The sequence below is a fragment of the Ruegeria sp. BI12 genome (genome assembly GCF_056537985.1).
Genome location: NZ_JBQFSL010000001.1, coordinates 2,344,473 through 2,364,325, shown reverse-complemented (window position 1 = coordinate 2,364,325; position 19,853 = coordinate 2,344,473). Strand labels below are relative to the sequence as shown.

At 56.9% G+C, this 19,853-nt stretch carries 16 protein-coding genes and 1 tRNA gene; 5 read left to right on the top strand and 12 right to left on the bottom strand.

The window, feature by feature from the left end:
- Positions 1-1,602, top strand: a complete 1,602-nt coding sequence (locus ACR0AK_RS11940; RefSeq protein WP_480793444.1) for an adenylate/guanylate cyclase domain-containing protein — start codon at positions 1-3, stop codon at positions 1,600-1,602.
- 11 nt (positions 1,603-1,613) lie between these two features.
- On the opposite strand, the gene ACR0AK_RS11935 is transcribed toward ACR0AK_RS11940, so the two are convergent.
- Positions 1,614-1,982 carry a response regulator gene (locus ACR0AK_RS11935; protein WP_170558829.1) on the bottom strand — a complete coding sequence of 123 codons (369 nt, stop codon included), beginning with the start codon at positions 1,980-1,982 and terminating at the stop codon, positions 1,614-1,616.
- Positions 1,983-2,601: 619 nt separating this feature from the next.
- On the opposite strand from ACR0AK_RS11935, the gene ACR0AK_RS11930 reads away from it, so the two are divergent.
- The 4 genes from ACR0AK_RS11930 to ACR0AK_RS11915 all read left to right on the top strand — a co-directional run bounded on the left by ACR0AK_RS11930 (position 2,602) and on the right by ACR0AK_RS11915 (position 7,743).
- A tRNA-Gly gene (locus ACR0AK_RS11930) sits at positions 2,602-2,676 on the top strand.
- Positions 2,677-2,940: 264 nt separating this feature from the next.
- Positions 2,941-4,761, top strand: a complete 1,821-nt coding sequence (locus ACR0AK_RS11925) for an ABC transporter transmembrane domain-containing protein (protein ID WP_480793443.1) — start codon at positions 2,941-2,943, stop codon at positions 4,759-4,761.
- Positions 4,762-4,917: 156 nt separating this feature from the next.
- The gene (locus ACR0AK_RS11920; RefSeq protein WP_480793442.1) at positions 4,918-6,807 is read left to right on the top strand and encodes an acyl-CoA synthetase; all 1,890 of its coding nucleotides are present in this window, start codon (positions 4,918-4,920) and stop codon (positions 6,805-6,807) included.
- Positions 6,808-6,819: 12 nt separating this feature from the next.
- Entirely contained in the window at positions 6,820-7,743 is a 924-nt protein-coding gene (locus ACR0AK_RS11915) for an alpha/beta hydrolase (RefSeq protein WP_480793441.1), read from the top strand.
- Positions 7,744-7,747: 4 nt separating this feature from the next.
- Here the strand turns inward: ACR0AK_RS11915 and ACR0AK_RS11910 are convergent, their stop codons facing one another.
- From ACR0AK_RS11910 to ACR0AK_RS11860, 11 genes are all read right to left on the bottom strand, one after another.
- On the bottom strand, positions 7,748-8,584 hold the full coding sequence (locus ACR0AK_RS11910) for an alkaline phosphatase family protein (RefSeq protein ID WP_480793440.1): 837 nt from the start codon (positions 8,582-8,584) through the stop codon (positions 7,748-7,750).
- Positions 8,585-8,742: 158 nt separating this feature from the next.
- Entirely contained in the window at positions 8,743-10,380 is a 1,638-nt protein-coding gene (locus ACR0AK_RS11905; RefSeq protein ID WP_170558819.1) for an ABC transporter ATP-binding protein, read from the bottom strand.
- Complete coding sequence (locus tag ACR0AK_RS11900) at positions 10,377-11,192, bottom strand: ABC transporter permease (protein WP_170558817.1); 816 nt, start codon at positions 11,190-11,192, stop codon at positions 10,377-10,379. Before ACR0AK_RS11900 ends, ACR0AK_RS11905 begins: the two co-directional genes overlap by 4 nt.
- On the bottom strand, positions 11,192-12,148 hold the full coding sequence (locus tag ACR0AK_RS11895; protein WP_170558815.1) for an ABC transporter permease: 957 nt from the start codon (positions 12,146-12,148) through the stop codon (positions 11,192-11,194). Before ACR0AK_RS11895 ends, ACR0AK_RS11900 begins: the two co-directional genes overlap by 1 nt.
- Positions 12,149-12,163: 15 nt before the next feature.
- The gene (locus ACR0AK_RS11890) at positions 12,164-13,750 is read right to left on the bottom strand and encodes an ABC transporter substrate-binding protein (protein ID WP_170558813.1); all 1,587 of its coding nucleotides are present in this window, start codon (positions 13,748-13,750) and stop codon (positions 12,164-12,166) included.
- A gap of 125 nt (positions 13,751-13,875) precedes the next feature.
- Positions 13,876-15,870: a CocE/NonD family hydrolase gene (locus tag ACR0AK_RS11885; protein WP_480793439.1), complete on the bottom strand. Its 1,995-nt coding sequence runs from the start codon at positions 15,868-15,870 to the stop codon at positions 13,876-13,878.
- Positions 15,871-15,921: 51 nt separating this feature from the next.
- The gene (locus tag ACR0AK_RS11880; protein WP_480793438.1) at positions 15,922-17,025 is read right to left on the bottom strand and encodes a glycerate kinase type-2 family protein; all 1,104 of its coding nucleotides are present in this window, start codon (positions 17,023-17,025) and stop codon (positions 15,922-15,924) included.
- Positions 17,025-17,462, bottom strand: a complete 438-nt coding sequence (gene dtd / locus ACR0AK_RS11875) for a D-aminoacyl-tRNA deacylase (RefSeq protein ID WP_480793437.1) — start codon at positions 17,460-17,462, stop codon at positions 17,025-17,027. The genes ACR0AK_RS11880 and dtd overlap by 1 nt, the downstream gene beginning before the upstream one ends.
- A gap of 25 nt (positions 17,463-17,487) precedes the next feature.
- The gene (locus tag ACR0AK_RS11870) at positions 17,488-18,156 is read right to left on the bottom strand and encodes a nitroreductase (RefSeq protein ID WP_480793436.1); all 669 of its coding nucleotides are present in this window, start codon (positions 18,154-18,156) and stop codon (positions 17,488-17,490) included.
- Positions 18,157-18,256: 100 nt separating this feature from the next.
- Positions 18,257-19,366: a TFIIB-type zinc finger domain-containing protein gene (locus tag ACR0AK_RS11865; protein ID WP_480793435.1), complete on the bottom strand. Its 1,110-nt coding sequence runs from the start codon at positions 19,364-19,366 to the stop codon at positions 18,257-18,259.
- Positions 19,366-19,842: a protein tyrosine phosphatase family protein gene (locus ACR0AK_RS11860; protein WP_480793434.1), complete on the bottom strand. Its 477-nt coding sequence runs from the start codon at positions 19,840-19,842 to the stop codon at positions 19,366-19,368. Before ACR0AK_RS11860 ends, ACR0AK_RS11865 begins: the two co-directional genes overlap by 1 nt.
- Positions 19,843-19,853 lie beyond the last annotated feature (11 nt).

Genomic DNA, 19,853 nt, shown 5'->3' with positions numbered 1-19,853 from the left:
GTGAATGGCGGTTCAGAGGACGAAGCACAAGAAGCACAGGCAGTATGGCTGGCCAATTTGCGTCAAAACCTCATCTCTCCGGTCAGCGCCATCGCCGGTTTTTGTGAATTGCTTCAAAGCGAAAGCAGACGGCTGAATCTGGATGAGGTTGACTCGAACCTTGACCGGATTGCCCAGGCAACTATGGAACTGAGTGCCTTGGTGGATCAGCTTCTGCACCCTAAGATGGCGACGAAGCTGAGGGTCAGCGGCGATGACGGCGTGAAACGGCTTCGCCACGACCTGCGCACCCCGATGAACGCGATCAAAGGCTACAGCGAGATGATGCTGGAGGATCTGCCGTACCTGAACGCAGAACATCTTGAGCCGGATTTGCTTGGGCTTTTGGATCACACCGACACCTTGCTGCAACGTATCGACGCGCTCTCGAGTTTATCCGGTGATGGCCTCAAAATCCCTGACACACCGCGCGAAACGGCGACGATGTTTGCCAATCTGGTCCAGAGCATGCAGCCCCTGCCTTCAATCGCTGATGCATCCGGATCAACCGGCAACATCCTTGTCGTTGATGATGCCGAGGCCAACCGGGACTTGCTGGCGCGCCGGTTAAAGCTGGACGGGCATCGCGTGTGGACTGCAGATGGCGGCTATTCTGCTCTCGAGGAGATGTCCCGCCAACCGTTCGATCTGGTTCTGCTCGATCTGATGATGCCTGATATCAACGGCTTCGAGGTTCTTACCCGGTTGAAACAGGATGATACCCTTCATGATACCCCAGTCATTATGGTTTCTGCCCTTGATGAGATAGAAAGCGTCGCGCGCTGCATCGAGGCTGGCGCCGAGGATTACCTGCCCAAACCCTTCAACCCGATCCTGTTAAAAGCCCGGATCAGCGCGGCGCTGGAGAAAAACCGCTGGCGAAAGCGCGAACGGCAGTACCTTGAAATGATGGAAGCGGAAAAGCAAAAATACAAAGACCTTCTGCTTAGCATTCTGCCTCAACAGATCGTGACGCGCCTTAACCACGGCGAGGCTACAATCGCCGACCGCCACAACGACGTCACCGTGCTCTTTTCCGATATCGTCGGCTTCACCGAGATGTCGGCCAGGCTGGCTCCGGCGCAGGTGGTTTCCTATCTGAACCGGATTTTTTCGGGGTTCGACAAAACGGCGACGGAACTGGGCGTTGAAAAGATTAAGACGATAGGTGATGCGTATATGGTGGCCGCCGGAGTGCCGGATGGTCGTGAAGATCATGCCGAGGTGATCGTCGATATGGCGCTCCGGATGCTCGATCAAGTCGAGGCACTGAACCTTGAAATGGACCACCCGATACATATCCGGGTCGGCGTTCATACCGGGCCGGTGGTTGCCGGTATCATCGGATCACACCGTTTCCTTTACGATGTCTGGGGGGACACTGTTAATTTTGCCAGCCGCCTTGAATCAACTGGCGCGCCGGGCCGGGTGCAGGTTTCTGAGGCCACCGCCAGACGGGTCGAACATCGCTTTGACATCTCTGAACCTGTCGAAACAAGGGTGAAAGGCAAGGGTCAGATTAGAACCTACTATGTCACCCAACGCAAAACGGCGGCGGATTGAGCGGTTCTTCCTCAGGTTGTAGGCAGAAGATTCCCCATCTTGTCTAGCAAACGGCTCAACTCAACCGGTTTGGTGTCGAAGTCGTCGCAACCTGCTTCCAGCGCCTTTTCCCTATCACTGGCCATCGCGTGTGCGGTCAGGGCCACCACCGGAATCGACGCCGTCTCGGGCGCCGCCTTGATACGTCGTGTAGCCTCCCACCCATCAATCTCAGGCAGGCTCATGTCCATCAAAATGATGTCTGGACGTTCTTCTCCAGCCATTGACACGCCTTCCAGCCCGTCCTTCGCAACGACAACATGAAAACCTTTGCGTTCCAACCGGCGCGACAGCATATCGCTGTTCATTTCATTGTCTTCCACCAACAGGACTTTGGTCAAAATTTCCCCCTTGCGCTTCCGCATACTATGAACACCGAATGGCTCAAGAAGCATCGAAACTTGTATTCGAATGTCGCGCTCTGATGACGGATCGTGCAATCTTTACTGGTCGGTACATTCTTTCATCAACTCTATACCACGCAATAAGTATTTAGCCGACTCAGTTCGACCCGCCCCCATTTGCCAATGATGGGCATGATCCGTAGCATTTTGTTAAGAGGCAGTTCACTTTATGAACCGCCGGGAAGTCAAATGACCGCTTCGCGAAAAAAAACCTTCCAATTTGCACCCGCAGAGAATGTCAGCTTGCCGCCCAGAGTGACGAATGCTGCTCTCATCATCTATGTCTGCTTTCGGCTCAGTGCAGTCATAGTCGCCAATAAGACGAATGCCCGTTCTGTCCGCAATGGGGACATTCGAACAGTTCCGATTGGAACAGGGACACTTTGATTGTTCAGTTGATTCTATAAGAAAATTGACAGCTTACTTTTCGGCCAAACTCCATTACTTGCCTGCGATTCAGCTGCAGATTTTTTGTTCAACAAAGATCAGTTGTTTGAAAAAAAACAAATCCTCTATTGACCGCAAATTCGGGATGAAATAGACCCGCTCGAGCTGAGCGGGCGTCGTATACTGGCTATTACCTCAGCCTTCCAAGCTGATGAAGCGGGTTCGATTCCCGCCGCCCGCTCCAAGAATTTTTCTCCGGCATATAACCTACAAATCGACTATATGTATTCTAATATTGCATTGAAATAGTTGTGAAAGTAGTGATTAAGGCGCTTGCCTTCCAAGCTGATGAAGCGGGTTCGATTCCCGCCGCCCGCTCCAAATCAGCCCCGAAATTCTGCGTCAAATGGCCCTTTTAGGTGGTGTCATATATTGTGGTTCTTGACCCGGCTTGCCGTGGCCGCCAAGAAGCGAACACGAAATCGCGAATATGACGTAAGGGCCAAATATGGCGAACTCTGCCTCAGCCTCTCCCAAGGGCAAACCTGCACCCGGCGCCACGGAAGAGCGCGCAGGATCGCGGAAGATTGGCGTTCTGTCGTCGCTTTGGCCGTTTATGAAGCCGTATCGGGCCCTGATGATCGGCGCGGGACTAGCACTGGTGCTGACAGCCAGCATGACGCTGACCTTGCCGCTTGCGGTGCGTCGCGTCGTCGATAACTTTCGAATTGAAGATGGCGAGCTGCTGGATTGGTACTTTTTGGCGGCGTTGGGCATTGCCGCGATTCTCGCCATCGGAACCGGCATCCGCTATGCGCTGGTGACCCGGTTGGGGGAACGGGTCGTGGCCGATATTCGCAAGGCCGTTTTTGATCGCGTAATCGGGATGAGCCCTGAGTTTTATGAACGCATCATGACCGGAGAAGTTCTGAGCCGCATTACCACGGACACAACCTTGATCCAGTCGGTACTGGGATCATCCGTCTCGATCGCGCTGCGCAATTTGCTGATGTTCGTTGGGGGCTTGGTTCTGATGCTGCTGACCTCTGCCAAATTGACGGGCTTGGTGCTTTTGCTGATCCCGGTGGTCGTGGTTCCCATTCTGGTTCTGGGACGCCGTCTGCGGGTGATTAGCCGGGAAAATCAGGATTGGATCGCGGCCTCATCCGGCAATGCGGGCGAAGCGCTGAGCGCGGTGCAGACAGTTCAGGCCTTTACCCACGAGCAAGCCAGCCAAAAGCAGTTCGGTGATATGACCGAAACCTCGTATATCGTATCGCTGCGCCGAATTCAGACCCGCGCCGTTCTGACGGTTATTGTCATCTTCCTCGTATTCTCAGGCATTGTCGGTGTGCTGTGGATGGGTGCCAATGACGTGCGCGATGGGGTGATGACCGAAGGCGTTCTGATCCAGTTCGTAATTTATTCGGTCATTATGGCCGGCTCAGTCGCCGCCCTGTCAGAGATTTGGAGCGAACTGCAACGCGCTGCCGGCGCGACCGAGCGTTTGGTGGAATTGCTGAATGCTGAGGACACGGTAACTGACCCGGTCAAGGCAGCGTCTCTACCCACACCTGTCCTAGGTGAGATACGTTTTGAAGATGTGACCTTCCATTATCCGGCCCGTCCGGATGTCGTGGCATTGGATCATCTGACGTTGTCGATCCAACCAGGAGAAACGGTGGCTTTTGTTGGGCCATCGGGTGCAGGCAAAACGACGGTCATCCAGATGATCCAGCGGTTCTACGATCCGGACGCAGGCCATGTCAGCCTGGATGGTGTTGATCTGCGCGATCTCGACCGGTCCGATTTCCGGCAGCACATGGCACTGGTGCCGCAGGACCCGACCATCTTTGCAGCCTCGGCCCGTGAGAATATTCGGTTTGGGCGTCTGGACGCCACTGACGCCGAGGTTGAGGCAGCAGCGCGCGCAGCCGCAGCAGATGAATTCATTTCGAAACTGCCCGAAGGGTATGACAGCTTTGTCGGCGAGCGTGGTGTGATGTTGTCGGGTGGTCAGAAACAGCGCATCGCGATTGCCCGTGCGATCCTGCGAGATGCGCCGGTTCTGCTGCTGGATGAGGCAACTTCTGCCCTGGATGCCGAAAGCGAACGTGCAGTACAGGGAGCGGTTGATCAGATGCGGGCAGGACGCACCACATTGATCGTGGCCCACCGTCTTGCGACTGTCAAAAAGGCGGACCGGATCGTGGTGATGGAGGCCGGTCAAATCGTGGCTCAAGGCACGCATGAAGATCTGGTCGATCAGGATGGCCTATACGCGCGCCTGGCGCGTTTGCAATTCACCGACGGTGTCGCAGCGGAATAGCCTGACGTCGGGGAAGTCATTTTTGCGCCGCTGCGTAATTCTACAAATTTGGGCGTGGCCCCTCTAACCCGTCGCTTGCACCTGCGGGGTTTTGCTTCCATCTTGTTCTGGAAAAAACCGCGCAAGACGCGGGAGAAAAAAACAGGGAGGAGTCACATGGCCTTTGTGGGTTTGGAAGACAAGGCGAGAATGGAGCAGGAAATGCCGTGGGAGGATCGGGACGTTCCGGTCACGTTCCACCAGTTGCTGTCACGTACGGCAAGCAAGTTTCCGAACAGTAATGCGGTCAGCTTTCAACTTATGTCTGGTCCGACAGACAAGGCAGAGACGCTGACCTGGTCGCAACTTCTGGGCAAGGTCAACCAGGCTGCCAATCTCTTCCGGTCATTAGGGGTCGGTGAGAAAGACGTGGTGGCATATGTGCTGCCTAACTGTAACGAAACGCTGGTCACCATGATGGGCGGCGCGGTTGCAGGGATCGTGAACCCGATCAACCCGCTGCTAGAGCCCGAGCAGATCGCAGCAATCCTGCGCGAAACCGGTGCCAAAGTGGTTGTGACGTTGAAGTCCTTCCCAAAAACGGATGTGGCGCAAAAGGTCGAAGAGGCAGTGCGCCACGCGCCCAACGTCAAAACCATTCTCGAGATTGATCTCAACCGCTATCTGACGCCGCCAAAATCCTGGCTGGTGCCGTTCCTGCGTCCAAAAATGGGAGACAAGGAAAAACTGGCCCATGCGGATTACAAGAACTTCAATAAAGAATTGGCCAAGCAGCCAACGACGCTGACCTTCGAAGACAGCAAGGAAGATCGCGTTGCCTGCTATTTCCACACCGGCGGCACAACCGGCATGCCTAAGGTTGCGCAGCACAAATACTCGGGCCTCATCTACAACGGCTGGCTGGGGAGCACTCTGTTGTTCTCGGACGAAGACGTGATCATGTGCCCACTGCCCATGTTCCACGTTTTTGCCGTGCACGTGATCATGATGGCTGCTGTGTCGTCAGGCGCCCATGTGGTGTTCCCAACGCCTGCGGGATATCGCGGCGACGGTGTTTTCGACAATTTCTGGAAATTGATCGAGCGTTGGAAAGTAACGTTCATCATCACGGTACCCACAGCGATTGCTGCCAAGATGCAGCGACCCGTGGATGCGGACATCTCAAGCGTGAAAACGGCGTTCTCAGGTTCAGCACCTTTGCCCGTCGAACTGTTCCGCCGGTTCGAAGAAGCGACCGGTGTGACCATCGTAGAAGGCTATGGGCTGACCGAGGCCACCTGTCTGGTGTCCTGCAACCCGGTGGACGGGGAAAAGAAGATCGGCTCGATTGGTATTCCGTTCCCATATACGGATGTCAAAATCCTGCAGGATGGACCGGATGGGCCAAAGGAATGTGCCGCCGACGAAATTGGTGAGATCTGCATATCGAACCCCGGGGTTTATGCGGGCAATACCTATACCGAGGCAGACAAGAACGTAGATCTGTACCACTTCGACAAATACCTGCGTACGGGCGATCTGGGGCGGTTTGACGAGGATGGTTACCTGTGGATCACAGGTCGCGCGAAAGATCTCATCATCCGTGGTGGTCACAACATTGACCCGGCTGAAATCGAAGAAGCCCTGCTGGGGCATGATGCCGTCGCCTTTGCCGGTGCCATCGGGCAGCCAGATGCCTATTCGGGCGAAGTGCCTTGCGCCTTTGTCGAACTCGTCGATGGTGCCTCGGTCTCCGAGAAAGAACTGATGGATTATTGCAACGTTCATGTCCATGAGCGCGCGGCGCAACCCAAGCATATGACCATTCTGGACGAACTGCCCAAAACCGCTGTCGGAAAGGTCTTTAAGCCTGAGCTTCGCAAACAGGCGATCACGCGCATTTACAATGGCGCGCTCGAGGAAGCGGGGCTTGAGGCACGGGTCGTGTCAGTCATCGACGATAAAAAGCGCGGGCTCGTTGCGCAGCTTGACGCGAAGGGCTCCTCAGAGGACGATGTCAGCAAAGTGCTGGGATCGTTCACCCGGCCGTGGGAGTGGGCTGCCTGACGGGGAGAGAGCATGGATTATGAACGTCTGATTGATGAAGAAACCTGGGCGTTCATAAAACGAACGGCTGAAAGCTATCCCGACGATGCGGTCGAACAGTCGATCGAAGATCAACGCCGGGTATACGACACGATGTGTCGCGACTTTCGCCAACCCCGCCCGCAGGGGGTCGAGACTGAGGACAGGCAGGCATTTGGCGTGCCTGTCCGTGTCTACAATGCGGGTCAGCCGACGCGAACCGTCACTTATTTTCATGGTGGCGGATTTGTTGTTGGAGGTCTGGACAGCCACGATGATGTTTGCGCCGAGATCTGCGCGCAGACCGGATATCGGGTTGTGGCCGTGGACTACCGTCTATGTCCTGAACATGTCCACCCGGCGCAGTTTCAGGACAGCTGGAATGCGACAAACTGGGTGGCGCAGGAATTCGGCGACCCGATTGTCCTTGCGGGTGACAGTGCCGGTGGCAACCTGGCGGCCGCAGTCGCCCAATACGGACGAGGTAAGTTGGACCATGTGCTGGGTCAGGTCCTGATCTACCCCGGTTTGGGTGGTGACAGCACGAAAGGGTCGTATATCGAGCACGCCCACGCACCGCTTTTGACGCTGGATGAGATTCAGTTCTACGAAAAAGTGCGTTGTGGTGGTGATATCCCGCAAGATGATCCGACCTTCGCGCCGCTTCACGACACAGATTTCTCGGGTCTGCCGCCGACCGTGGTGGTGACTGCAGATTGTGATCCGCTGCGGGATGATGGCGCCGCTTATTGCGACAAGATTTCCGCCGCCGGAGGGCAGGCGCATTGGATAAACGAGCCGGGCCTCGTTCATGGCTATCTGCGCGCGCGGACCAGTGTAAAGCGCGCGGCAGACAGCTTTGAGCGAATCTCGGTCGCGATTGAGGCGCTGGGCCAGCAGATCTGGCCCTACGATTAATCCGTTACTTCAGGAAGGACGCGGCTTTCATCGTTTCAGCAATGGGCGCGCCCATGCGGTTCAGGATCGTGGGTGCCAGCTGTAGCTGATCGATCACCGTGTCGGCCTCGGGGCCTTCCGCGTCGCCAAAGTAGTACAGTGCCGTTTCCTGTTGCAGCGGGCTGCGCCCGCCGTGATGCCCGCGTTCGTCCTGACCGTGATCGGCGGTCACGATGACCTCATAGCCTAGTTGCCGCCAACGCGGGATGAAGGGGGCCAGCATCTCGTCTGCGACGAAACAGGCGTGGTCCATCTCCTCGCAATCATGGTAGAAACGGTGCCCCATACTGTCCAATGTGCAGGCATGCAGCAGGCCGTAATCCAGCCCATGACGCAGGCAAAGGTTGGTCAGAGTGGCATAGAGATCCACGTCGGACGGCGTCATCTGATTGGCTTTGCCATAGCCGGTCATGGTGTGAAAGCGGCCGTGGTTGATTGTCTTGCTCTCAGGCTCATCATATTCGATGTCGCGGACGTAATCGAACGGGTGGCGGTTGAAGAACTGTGACCAATAGCTGTGGGTGACCGCACCGGTTACACCACCAGCTGCACGGACCTGGCTGAAGACGTCCTTATGGCCTAGGCGAAAGACATTACCGTTGCCGGTACAGCCATGTTCCTGCGGAGTGACACCGGTGTGGATCGAGGCATAGCAGCTGGCGGACGTGGACGGCAAAACAGCGCGTAGTTTCCACACGCGCCCCTCACCGCTGTCGACCCAACCTTCAAGGTTACCGAACAACCGTCGGAAATTGCGCCACGGTACACCGTCCAGAATTATGAGTAGAAGTTTGCGGTCCATGTCATTGGCCTTTTGACTAGATATTTCAGGCGACCCTAGGGGATTCGCAATCAGGGGCCTGCCCGTTCGCGCCCCCAATAGCAAAATCCCGACACCTGTCTTTTTACAAGGTGTCGGGATTTCAATTTTTTACCGTATGGTCACGGAAAGGGCAGGGATCAGTTCCCGGCGCTTTCCATTTTGCGGTGGGCGACGACCTCTTCCAGCCAGCCCAGATGCATCTCGGGGACCGAGCTGAGCAGCAGGTCGGTATAGTCGTCGAACGGCGGGCTCAGTACCTCGCTTTTCGACCCGTAGCGAACCACGCGACCCTGATACATCACTGCGATACTGTCGCTGATTGCGCGCACCGTTGCCAGATCGTGGGTGATGAAGAGGTATGCTACATCCTCGATCTTTTGCAGGTCCAGCAGCAGCTTGAGGATGCCGTCCGCCACCAGAGGATCAAGCGCCGAGGTGACCTCATCACAGATGATCATCTTGGGCTTGGCCGCCAGTGACCGCGCAATGCAGACACGCTGTTTCTGACCACCTGACAGTTCCGCCGGATAGCGATCGATGAACTTCTCGCCCAGCTCGATCTCATCCAGCAGCTCTACGATCCGCTTGCGCTTTTCGGCACCACGCATGTTGAAGTAGAACTCCAGCGGGCGACCGATGATCGTGCCAACGGTCTGGCGCGGGTTCATTGCCACGTCAGCCATCTGATAGATCATCTGCAGCTCGCGCAGGTCTTCTCGTGTGCGGTTCTTCAGGTCTGGTGACAGCTTTCGCCCGTTAAAGGTGATCTCACCATCACGCGGCGGCAACAGGCCCGTGATCACACGTGCCAGCGTCGACTTACCCGAACCGGATTCACCCACAACCGCCAGTGTCTGCCCTGGATGAAGCTCGACATTGACGTTGTGCAGCACGTCGAAGTTCAAACCCTTGTAGCGTGCGGTGATACCGTCAACGCTAAGCACCGCATCCGGTGTTGGCTTTTTCTCTTCGTGTTCGATAGACCGCACCGAGACCAAGGCCTTGGTGTAATCTTCCTTCGGGTTGTTGATGATCTGATCGGTGCTGCCGTATTCGACGGTGTTGCCCATCCGAAGAACCATGATGTCATCACTGACCTGAGCGACAACGGCGAGGTCATGCGTAATGTAAAGCGCAGCCACGCCAGTATCGCGAATGGCCTCTTTAATCGCCATCAGAACGTCGATCTGGGTCGTCACGTCCAGAGCTGTCGTCGGTTCATCAAACACCACCAGATCAGGCTCTGGGCACAGGGCCAGTGCTGTCATACAGCGCTGGAGCTGACCGCCCGAGACCTGGTGCGGATAACGATCACCAATATTGTCCGGATCGGGCAAACCCAGCTTGGCGAAAAGTTCCCGCGCACGGCCTTCGGCCTCTTTGCGTGAAAACTTCTTGTGCTCGACCGCGGCTTCGACAACCTGATCCATGATCTTCTTAGCCGGGTTGAACGACGCGGCGGCGGATTGCGAGACATAGGCAACCTCGCCACCACGCAGATTGCGGATATCGCTGTGCGGAGATTTCAGAATGTCGCGCCCGTTGACCCAGACTTCTCCTCCGGTCAGTTCGACGCCACCGCGGCCATAAGCCATGGACGCCAGACCGATGGTCGATTTACCGGCACCGGATTCGCCGATCAGCCCCAGCACCTTGCCGCGTTCGAGGTCGAAATCGACCCCGTGTACAATCTCGATGTCATGGGGCTTTTCGCCCGGTGGATAGACAGTCGCGCCAATCTTGAGGCCACGGACCTTGAGAAGGGTATCACTCATCCCCGGCCTCCTTTCAGCGATGTGGTACGGTTCAGAACCCAGTCAGCCACAAGGTTGACCGAGATGGCGAGCGTCGCGATGGCTACAGCAGGGTAGAGCGCCGCGCCGATGCCATAGACGATCCCGTCTTTGTTTTCCTTCACGATGCCGCCCCAGTCCGCCAGCGGCGGTTGGACGCCAAGGCCCAGGAACGACAGGGTTGAGATGAACAGAACCATAAAGATGAACCGCAGCCCGAATTCGGCCACCAAAGGTGACAGGGCGTTTGGCAGGATTTCCCGGAAGATGATCCAGCGCCGACCTTCACCGCGCAGCTTTGCGGCCTCGACATAGTCCATCACGTTGATGTCTACAGCAACCGACCGTGACAGTCGGTAAGGACGCGTTGCGTCCAACAGTCCCATCACAAGGATCAGGATTGGAACGGTCACCGGAACAATTGCCAGGATAACCAGTGCCAGGATCAGCGTCGGGATCGACATGACTAGGTCAACTGTCCGGCTGAGTGCCTGATCGGCCCAACCACCCAGCACGGCAGCCAAAAGGCCCAACGAAGTGCCGGTGACAAAACTGAGAATCGTAGCTGCTGCAGCGATAAAGATAGTCGTGCGACCACCGTAGATCATACGTGTCAGCAGATCGCGCCCGATGTTGTCCGTGCCCAGCAGGTGTTCAGCGCTGGACGGTTCCCACACATCGCCTACCACTTCGGCCATACCGTAGGGGGCGATCAGCGGGGCTGCAAAGGCTATGAAAAAGTACAGCCCGGTGAAAAACAGACCGATGGCGGCCGAAATAGGAATATTCTTCATCATTTCGGATGCCTCAGTCTTGGGTTGGCAAGGATGGACACAATATCGGCAACCATGTTGAGCCCGATATACACAGCGGCAAAGACGACGCCGCAGGCCAGAACGACCGGCACGTCACGTTTTGTCACCGAATCCACCAGGTATTGCCCCATGCCGGGATACACGAACACCACTTCGACAACGACGACGCCCACAACCAGATAGGCCAGGTTCAACATCACAACGTTGACGATAGGCGAAATCGCGTTGGGAAACGCATGGCGTGCAATGACCTGAAAATTGGAAAGGCCTTTCAGTTCAGCCGTTTCGATATAGGCCGACTGCATCAGGTTCAGGATCGCAGCGCGGGTCATTCGCATCATCTGCGCCAGAACCACCAGTGTCAGAACGAAAGCAGGCAACGCGATTGCATTTAGCTTTTGCCCGAATGACATCGTGTCGTTGATCATTGCGAGCGAAGAAAACCAGCCCAGTTTTACTGAAACGAAATAGATCACCACATAACCGATCAGAAACTCGGGGATCGAAACCGTTGTCAGAGTGATGGCTGAGATAAGCTTGTCGGGCCAGCGGTTGCGGAAACGGACGGCGAGAAGGCCCAGAAAGATAGCAAGCGGCACGGATACGACAGCTGCGGCACAAGCCAGGAAAAGGGTGTTACCCAAACGTTTCCCAATGCTTTCCGCGATATCTAGTTTGTTGGTCAAAGACTGACCCAGATCGCCCTGCAGGATGCCCACCAACCATTCGAAATAGCGGGTCAAAGCGGGACGGTTGAGGCCCATTTCCTCGCGCAGGTTTGCCAGCGCCTCGGGGGTTGCGGATTGGCCAAGGACCGCTTGCGCAGCGTCCCCGGGCAGGGCTTCAGTGAGGCCGAAAATCAGAGCCGATGCACCGAAGAGAAGAAGGAGTCCCAGCGCAAGGCGCTGGGAAACCAGTTTGATGATTGGATGCATTAACTGTGGGCCCTATCAGGAGAACCACATTTTGCGGGACATGTTGCCATTCATCATCTCTTGCGTCGGGTCGCTTTCCCAACCTTCGAGCTGATTGGTGACGCCTTCGACAAAATCGTTGAACATCGGGCAGATCAGACCACCCTGGTCGCGGACCATCATGCCCATTTTGCTGTAGATGTCCTTGCGTTTGTCGTTGTCCAGCTCTGCCCTTGCTGCGAACAGCATTTCGTCGAACTCCGGCACCTTGAAGCGGGTGTCGTTCCAGTCGGCACTCGACAGATACGCAGTTGCGTACATCTGATCCTGTACCGGACGGCCACCCCAATAGGATGCGCAGAACGGCTGAACGTTCCAGACTTCGGACCAGTAACCATCGTTCGGCTCGCGCTTGATTTCCAGCGGGATACCGGCCTGAGCCGCGCTTTGCTGGAAAAGGGCTGCTGCATCAACGGCTCCAGGGAACGCGCCATCTGCAACACGCAGAATGATCGGCGAACCATCATGGCCCGACTTCTTGTAGTGCTCAGCGGCCTTTTCAAGGCTGAATTCGCGCTGCGGGATCGAGCCATCGAACAATGGGTAGGCCGCGTTGACGGGCATGTCGTTACCGACGGTGCCGTAGCCGCGCAGAACCTTGTCGACAAGTTCTTGACGGTTGATGGCATGCTTCAACGCCAGACGTAGTTCGTTTTGATCGAACGGCGCAGTGTCGCAGTGCATGATGAACACATAGTGTCCACGACCAGCTGTGGAATGAACGGTCAGGTTCGGCGCGCGACCCAGCAGATCGGCAACCTTAGGTTCAACGCGGTTGATAGCATGGACCTGACCCGACTGCAGCGCAGCTGTACGGGCGGTCGCGTCATTGATGACGATCACTTCGACACTGTCGAAGTTGCCGAAATCGGGGTTCCAGTGGTTCTCGAACTTGCTGTAGAGGTGACGTACGCCGGGCTCGTTTACTTCGACCTTGTACGGCCCTGTACCGATGCCAGCACCAGGATCATCCATCCCACCATCTGGCTGAATGATCAGGTGATAATCGGCCATCAGATATGGCAGGTCGGCGTTCGGTTCGGTCAGAGTGACCTGGAAATTGTCACCATCGGCCTTCATCGACTCGATGCCTTTCATGATGCCCAGGGCACCTGACTTGGAGTCTTCGTTCGAGTGGCGCTGCATGGTCTTCAGCACGTCTTCGCTGGTCATGGTCTTACCGTTGTGGAACTCGACGCCCTGACGCAGCTTGAAAGTCCAAACTTTGGCGTCCGCGCTGCCTTCGACAGATTCCGCCAAGCGCGGCTCGATCGAACCGTCGGGCGCAACTTCCACAAGTTGGTCACCGAATTGTTTGCCGTTTTGGAATGGCACTGAGCTGGCATAGGTCGCGGGATCCAGCGAATTGGTGGATTCGCCGCCCTGCAAGCCAAATTTCAGGTCGCCGCCTTTTTTCGGTCCTGCCGCGCGTGCCGCGTCAGCGAACATGGTGCTGGCCATCGCTGCCGACACACCCAGAGCCGCCGCTTTCCCCATGAATTCGCGGCGGGTCAGTTTGCCCGCAGTGACCTGACCGGCCATGTGAGTGAGTTGTTCGTTCATTTAGTGGTCTCCCAGTTGATTGGATTTCAGCCCTTCTCGGGCATTTTTATTGACGCATGAGTCAAGTTAGGCGCATTTCGGTCTACCGAGCAAGGGCAAATGTCTGACCTTTGGCCACCAAAATATCACATCTGGTTTCGTGGAACGGCGTCCTCCGTTTGTTTAGAGAATACCAAAGTTTCGTTTTCAAAAGCACTTATCTGCGCCTTGAGGAAAAAGTTCTCGTGATCCGACCACATTTCACAGGAGGTTTCAGTGCGCAGATCAATCCCGTCGCGACTGATCTCTTGTGTCCAATGGCACTGCCCGCGAGCGGAGAGCGGGTCGTCAGGGTGGATGGTCCAGCGTTCAGATGCTGTCCCACCATAGGTCAGCCCGTGGTGATTGTTCACTACACGACCGAAATCGTCTTCGATGATCAATTGGGTTTCACCCGAGTTCATGTCTGTCTCGACCCGGCGAGAGTTGCTGCTGTTCCGCAGAGTTGTCACGTCAATCGGGGTGTCAGAGTCGGGCGGTTGGAACACATGTTCATCCTCACCCGGGGTGGCCCGGTTCGGGATCATGATCATACCATCTGTCAGGTGCAATTCGACGGGCTCGGGTGAGGGCCAGATCAGCGGCCAGTACGCACTGGATATAGCCACTCGCACGCGATGCCCCTTGGGAACACGATAGGCGATGTGATCCAGGTCCAACGAGATTTCATACGAGGTTCCGGGCGTCAACGGAGTTGGCTGCCTGTGGCTATCACGGTGCGACAGGTTCAGAACGCCATACGTAATCCGGGTCGAAGCCCCGTCTGGGTGGATGTGATTCAGCCGCACGGCAATCTGCGCCTGCGGGCGGTCGGCGCTGACATTCAGGCAAATGCGCGGTGCACCGACTATATCCAGGTCTTCCGATAAAGGCGGCCCATCGAAACAGGCGGACACCGCATCATCGGTGCGCTGATCACCGGGCATGTCGGGACCAAGCCAAATGGCGCAATACTCACCGCCGTCCATGCCACAGGTTTGAGGCGAACGAACCCGGGTATCCAACGGTTTATCTTGACCAAGTCCAGCGTTGGACAGGCTCAAGGTCAGGCTGGACAGATGTGAGGTTGCGCCGGTCTGTTCGCTGATCCAGCGCCCCGGTCTGTCGTTGTACCATCGATGTGGACGGACCCCGTCCATCAGATACGCCCGGTAATCGGGGTCGGTTTCAACTCCGCTATCCAGACCTTTCAGCCAATGATCCCACCAGCGTAAGGCCTCTTGCAAAAAACCGATCCGCGGTTCCGGGACTGCAAAATGCGGGTATTTGTGCACCCACGGCCCGACGATTCCCTTAACCGGCGCGCTAAGCTGTTCAACCAGCAGCGGCACAGTATTTTTGTAGGCATCGCCCCAACCGCCAATGGCCAGCGTCGCCGCCCGGATCGCGCTGAAATCCTCGCAGACAGAGCCATGTTGCCAATAGGCATCGCGTGTCTGGTGACGCAGCCAGACCGAAGGCAGAAACGGCTGATTTTCCAGACGTTCAAGCCATAACTCACGCCAGTTCGGGCTTAGTTCCGGGTCGGGCGGGCGGGATGAATAGGACCACATGGTCGCGCCCCAGCCCAGGTTTTCGTTCAGTAGGCAGCCGCCCTTGTAGTGGATGTCATCGGCATAGCGGTCGGCGGTTGAGCACAGGGTTATGATCGCCTTCAAAGAGGCAGGCTGCATGGCTGCGACCTGCAACGCGTTGAAACCGCCCCAGCTGATCCCCATCATCCCAACCGCGCCTGAACACCACGGCTGATCCGCCAGCCACCGAATTGATGAGACAGCATCATCCAGCTCTTGCTGAGTGTATTCGTCTTCCATCAACCCTTCGCTGTCGCCATTGCCGCGCATGTCCACACGAATGCAGGCATAGCCGCGTTTGGCAAACCAAGGATGGGTCAGGGCATCACGCGTCGCTGTACCGTCCCGCTTGCGATAGGGAAGAAACTCCAAAATGGCCGGAACGGGGTTGCTGTCTGCATCCACCGGACGCCAGACACGCGCTGAAAGGCGACACCCGTCGGGCATCACTATGCCGACATCCGGTAAGTCTTCGATATCGCATAGCGAATTGAGCGAGCGCGTCATTGTGGAAGTGTCACGGTCTTTTGCGTTTCCCGGTGTTTGAAAATCGTCAATTCATCGCCTGATTGCGACAACGAGGTCCATCACGTTTGTTCCGGTCGGACCCGTCACCAGCAAAGCGCCGGCGGCGTCCAGAAAACTCCCGCTATCTGCATTCTGCAGGGCATGCTCAGCTCCGTCGCCCCAGGTCGTGCCGTCAACAACCGCTCCGGCAGCATTGGTCGGGCCATCGGTTCCATCTGTTCCGCCAACGACCAGCGTCAGACCCGAGGTCCCGGCTATTTCACGGGCCAGCGCCAGAGCCAGCGCCTGATTGCGCCCCCCGCGGCCCGGCTGATCTGGCAACACAACCGTAGGCTCACCGCCGAACACCATGACACCCGGGGGCATATCCCTCAGGCGTTGTCCCAGTTGGGAAGCGACGTGTAAGAAGTCGTCGTGCAGGCATTCTTCATTGGCCAATACTTGCAGGCTTTCACGACGCGCCAAATCTGCTGCCGTAGATCGCGCATGAGCGTTCGACGCAACAATCTGGGTCACGGCGTCAAATTCGTAAGTTTCGGGCAAGGCGCCGATCCCCGATCCGATGACATTCAGATCATCCCCGGGAACGTCCGAGATTGCCAGAACGGTGGCTTTTGCGCCCTTGAAATGGGCCAGCAGCCCACCGCCCTTGATCCGGGACAGTTTGCGACGCTCGGCATTCATTGCGGTGATATCCATCCCTTCGGCCAGCATCCTGCCGTTCAGCTGCTCCAAATCACTTAGAGTGTTTCCCGGCAGCAAATCCTCAGCCAGGGATGAGGCTCCGCCCGAAACCAAAAGCAGCACATGGGAATTGGGTGCCATAGCCTCGATCGCCGCCCGCAGGGCGCGACCGCCTTCAAGGCTGCGCGCGTCCGGAACGGGGTGTGAGGCCTCGATCAGCTGAACATGTTCCGGCAGACCGCGTCCGTGATCATCCTTTGTGACTACCAGCGTAGGACGCGGGTCGAAATGTTCCAATGCCGCGCTGGCCATTGCTGCGGCTGCCTTGCCGACTGCCAAGATCTGGTCGGGCGTTGGAACCCCATCCAGAACAGCTTTGGTAGCCCTTTTTCCGTCAACCGCATCAACGCCAGCCTGCCAAATGCGAATTGCCTGTTGCTTCTGTTCCATCAGCTTTCCATCCAAATCGTGACCGGTCCGTCATTAACCAGCTCTACCGCCATGTCGGCACCGAATTGCCCGGTTTCGACGGCCACACCATGCGCCCGCAATCGCCGCGCAAACTCTTCATACAAGTGCTGCCCCTCATCCGGGAGCGCAGCCTCGGAAAACCCTGGTCTGTTCCCGCGCGACGTATCGGCGGCCAGCGTAAACTGGCTGATCACCAGCGCCGAGCCACCCACATCCACTACAGAGCGGTTCATCTTGCCGTTTTCATCTTTGAAAATGCGCAACTTTGATACTTTGGCCGCAAGCTGCTCGGCTTTTTGTTCATCATCGCCTTTCATCGCACAGACCAGGATCATCAACCCAGGCCCAGACTGTCCGATCGTTTGTCCATCAACCGAGACTTTGGCCCGGGAAACCCTTTGTAGCAGTGCGCGCAAATCCGCTCTCCGTTTGGTGACGTGGTTATTCGACCCAGCGTGCGATCTCGTCCAGGCCGGCACGGCTGGTTCGAAACCCGTTTGCAGGGTGGTCTGTATCGGAATAGCCGAAGGAGATTGCGCACAATATCAAGCGGTCATCGGGGATACCAAAGTACCGGTGCAGGAACTGACCATAGCTGGCCACCGCAGCCTGAGGAATTGTAGCCACACCCAATGCTTGCGCGGCCAGAGTGAAGGCCATGACAAAACCGCCGGTGTCCATTGCCCCGTACGGGCCAAGTTCCGCAGGGCTTGAGATGATCGCGCAATGCGGCGCGCCGAAAAGTGCAAAGTTTTCCATCATTTGCTGGGCTGAACCTGCACGGTCCCCGCGCTGTACGCCGACGGCTTCGTACAATGCCCAGCCGCATTCACGGCGGCGTTCCTGGTAGATACCGGTATATTCGGTCGGGAACGGCAGGTCCGGTTCTGGTGCGCCAGTTGCGACTTCGTGTTGCAGTGCTTTTCGGAACGCGTCAGTTTCGGTCCCGCTCGTGACAATGACGTTCCAGGGTTGCGCATTGCACCAACTGGGGGCGCGTGATGCGCTGGACAATATTTGTTCGACGAGCGTCTTAGGAACGGGGTCAGGCCGGAATGCCCGGCAAGAGTGCCGCTCGGCCAGCAATTGATCCAGATCGGATAGCGTCACACTGCTCTCCCCTTCGTGCAGACGAGGCGCAGGATGGCGGCAGGCTCAGCGATGTTCAAGCGGTTAAATCGCCAAAATTGCACGCGAACGCGACGCGGTTCTATTGCTGACCCGTCGCCATCATGTAACCGACACTCGCCGCGACCAGCAGGCCAAGGACAACAGCGATCGTGATCTTGATGGCTGACCACGGACGCTCACCCTGAACGCGCCCCGTCCTGCCATTCACAACGAAACGATAGGTCTGCCCTCGGTATTTGTACGCGGCCAGCCAGACAGGCAGCAATATGTGCTTGAAGGTCACATTCCGCACGTCAGTGTCGATTGCGTGAATGCGCTGTCGGTCGCCGCCGATATCGAACCGAACATCCCGTTCGATCACACGGGCCATATGCGCGCGGGCTTCGGTGTAACCATCCTGCAGTTCGACAGTATATGCTTCTGCCCGGAACCCGGCCAGATACTCGGGCTGATACGGTTCAAGCGCCGGTAGATCCCAGGGCTCAAGCGCGTCAGTGTACGCTTTGGGCAAGGACCGGGACGCCAGCACCAGAACATCGTCAAAGAACCGCGCAACCCGACCGGATTTTGGGGACCAACGCACTTTGGCCACTTGTTGTTGCACGCGCTTGCCGTCACGCATGACGGTCCGGGTCTCGTAATACACCGTTCCGCGTTCGCCGCGATACGCTGACTTGGTATCTGCGTCGAATGTCCAGTACGGGACGTAAATCCCCTGCATCTTGCGACCTTTGCGGGCGTAGTCCTTCAACCCGTTGGGTGCGAACCACAACTTGCCCAACCAGCTTGACATCGCCTTGTGAGCCGCGCGTTCGTCCAAGGCAAAGGGCAATACGCCCTTGGGTTTGATATGCCGGTTTACACCGGTCTCTGTCACGACCGGCGTGGCACAAAATGGGCATTCAGCGGCATGGGTGTTGGGGTCAAACTCGACCTGAGCCGCGCAGTTTGGGCAGGACAGAACCCGTGTTTCCTCAATTTCCGCATCTGGCAGTTTGTTCGCCATCGCAGCGTTGAAATCCAGTTCTTTCAGGCTGGCACCGCCCCACGGCCCGGCTCCGATCTGTTCCGAGTGACCGCAATGATCGCAGGTCAGCGTTCCATCGCCCGGATTGAACCGGTAATCCGCGCCGCATTGATCGCAGGGAAAACGGTGTTCGGTCAACGGGTTGGCTGGATTCTCGTTCATCAGTACTCATAACCCAAATAACGGTTCGGTTTGTCGATATCGGCTCCATGTCCCAGAAAGGCGGCCCAAACGCCTCCGGGACGCCAAATCCCATCCATAAGCGCTTCGGCGGCCTTAATGTCACCAGATCCATCCCGTGCTCTGCGCAGCATAAAAGCTGAAACGCGGGCATTGTAGATGCAGTGCACATGCACCGGCGTATCGCCGAGCGCATCCAGAGTTCTGACAAACGCGGAGTAGTCGTCTTCGGTCGGGTTCTCGAAATCCACGGGAATATAATGATAGGTCATACCGGCTGCTGCGACAGTTCCGGGTTCGTCCGCAAGCGCCCCCTTGTTGTCATGCGGTCCCAAGTTGATGATATCCGTGATCCGAGCATCCGCCAGCGCTGCGATCTGTTCTTCGGTCGGCTGGCCTGACACAGTCAGCCGCTCATCGACGCGGCGAAAATTGAGGATATCTGTCAGCGACGCCATTTCTTGCCTTT

Bases quoted from the DNA above. Each gene is read 5' to 3' on its own strand.
- ACR0AK_RS11860 (WP_480793434.1), bottom strand. From the start codon at position 19,842: ATGGCGTCGCTGACAGATATCCTCAATTTTCGCCGCGTCGATGAGCGG.
- ACR0AK_RS11925 (WP_480793443.1), top strand. From the start codon at position 2,941: ATGGCGAACTCTGCCTCAGCCTCTCCCAAGGGCAAACCTGCACCCGGC.
- ACR0AK_RS11865 (WP_480793435.1), bottom strand. From the start codon at position 19,366: ATGAACGAGAATCCAGCCAACCCGTTGACCGAACACCGTTTTCCCTGC.
- ACR0AK_RS11895 (WP_170558815.1), bottom strand. From the start codon at position 12,148: ATGCATCCAATCATCAAACTGGTTTCCCAGCGCCTTGCGCTGGGACTC.
- ACR0AK_RS11880 (WP_480793438.1), bottom strand. From the start codon at position 17,025: ATGGAACAGAAGCAACAGGCAATTCGCATTTGGCAGGCTGGCGTTGAT.
- ACR0AK_RS11915 (WP_480793441.1), top strand. From the start codon at position 6,820: ATGGATTATGAACGTCTGATTGATGAAGAAACCTGGGCGTTCATAAAA.
- ACR0AK_RS11885 (WP_480793439.1), bottom strand. From the start codon at position 15,870: ATGACGCGCTCGCTCAATTCGCTATGCGATATCGAAGACTTACCGGAT.
- ACR0AK_RS11910 (WP_480793440.1), bottom strand. From the start codon at position 8,584: ATGGACCGCAAACTTCTACTCATAATTCTGGACGGTGTACCGTGGCGC.
- ACR0AK_RS11920 (WP_480793442.1), top strand. From the start codon at position 4,918: ATGGCCTTTGTGGGTTTGGAAGACAAGGCGAGAATGGAGCAGGAAATG.
- ACR0AK_RS11905 (WP_170558819.1), bottom strand. From the start codon at position 10,380: ATGAGTGATACCCTTCTCAAGGTCCGTGGCCTCAAGATTGGCGCGACT.
- ACR0AK_RS11900 (WP_170558817.1), bottom strand. From the start codon at position 11,192: ATGAAGAATATTCCTATTTCGGCCGCCATCGGTCTGTTTTTCACCGGG.
- ACR0AK_RS11890 (WP_170558813.1), bottom strand. From the start codon at position 13,750: ATGAACGAACAACTCACTCACATGGCCGGTCAGGTCACTGCGGGCAAA.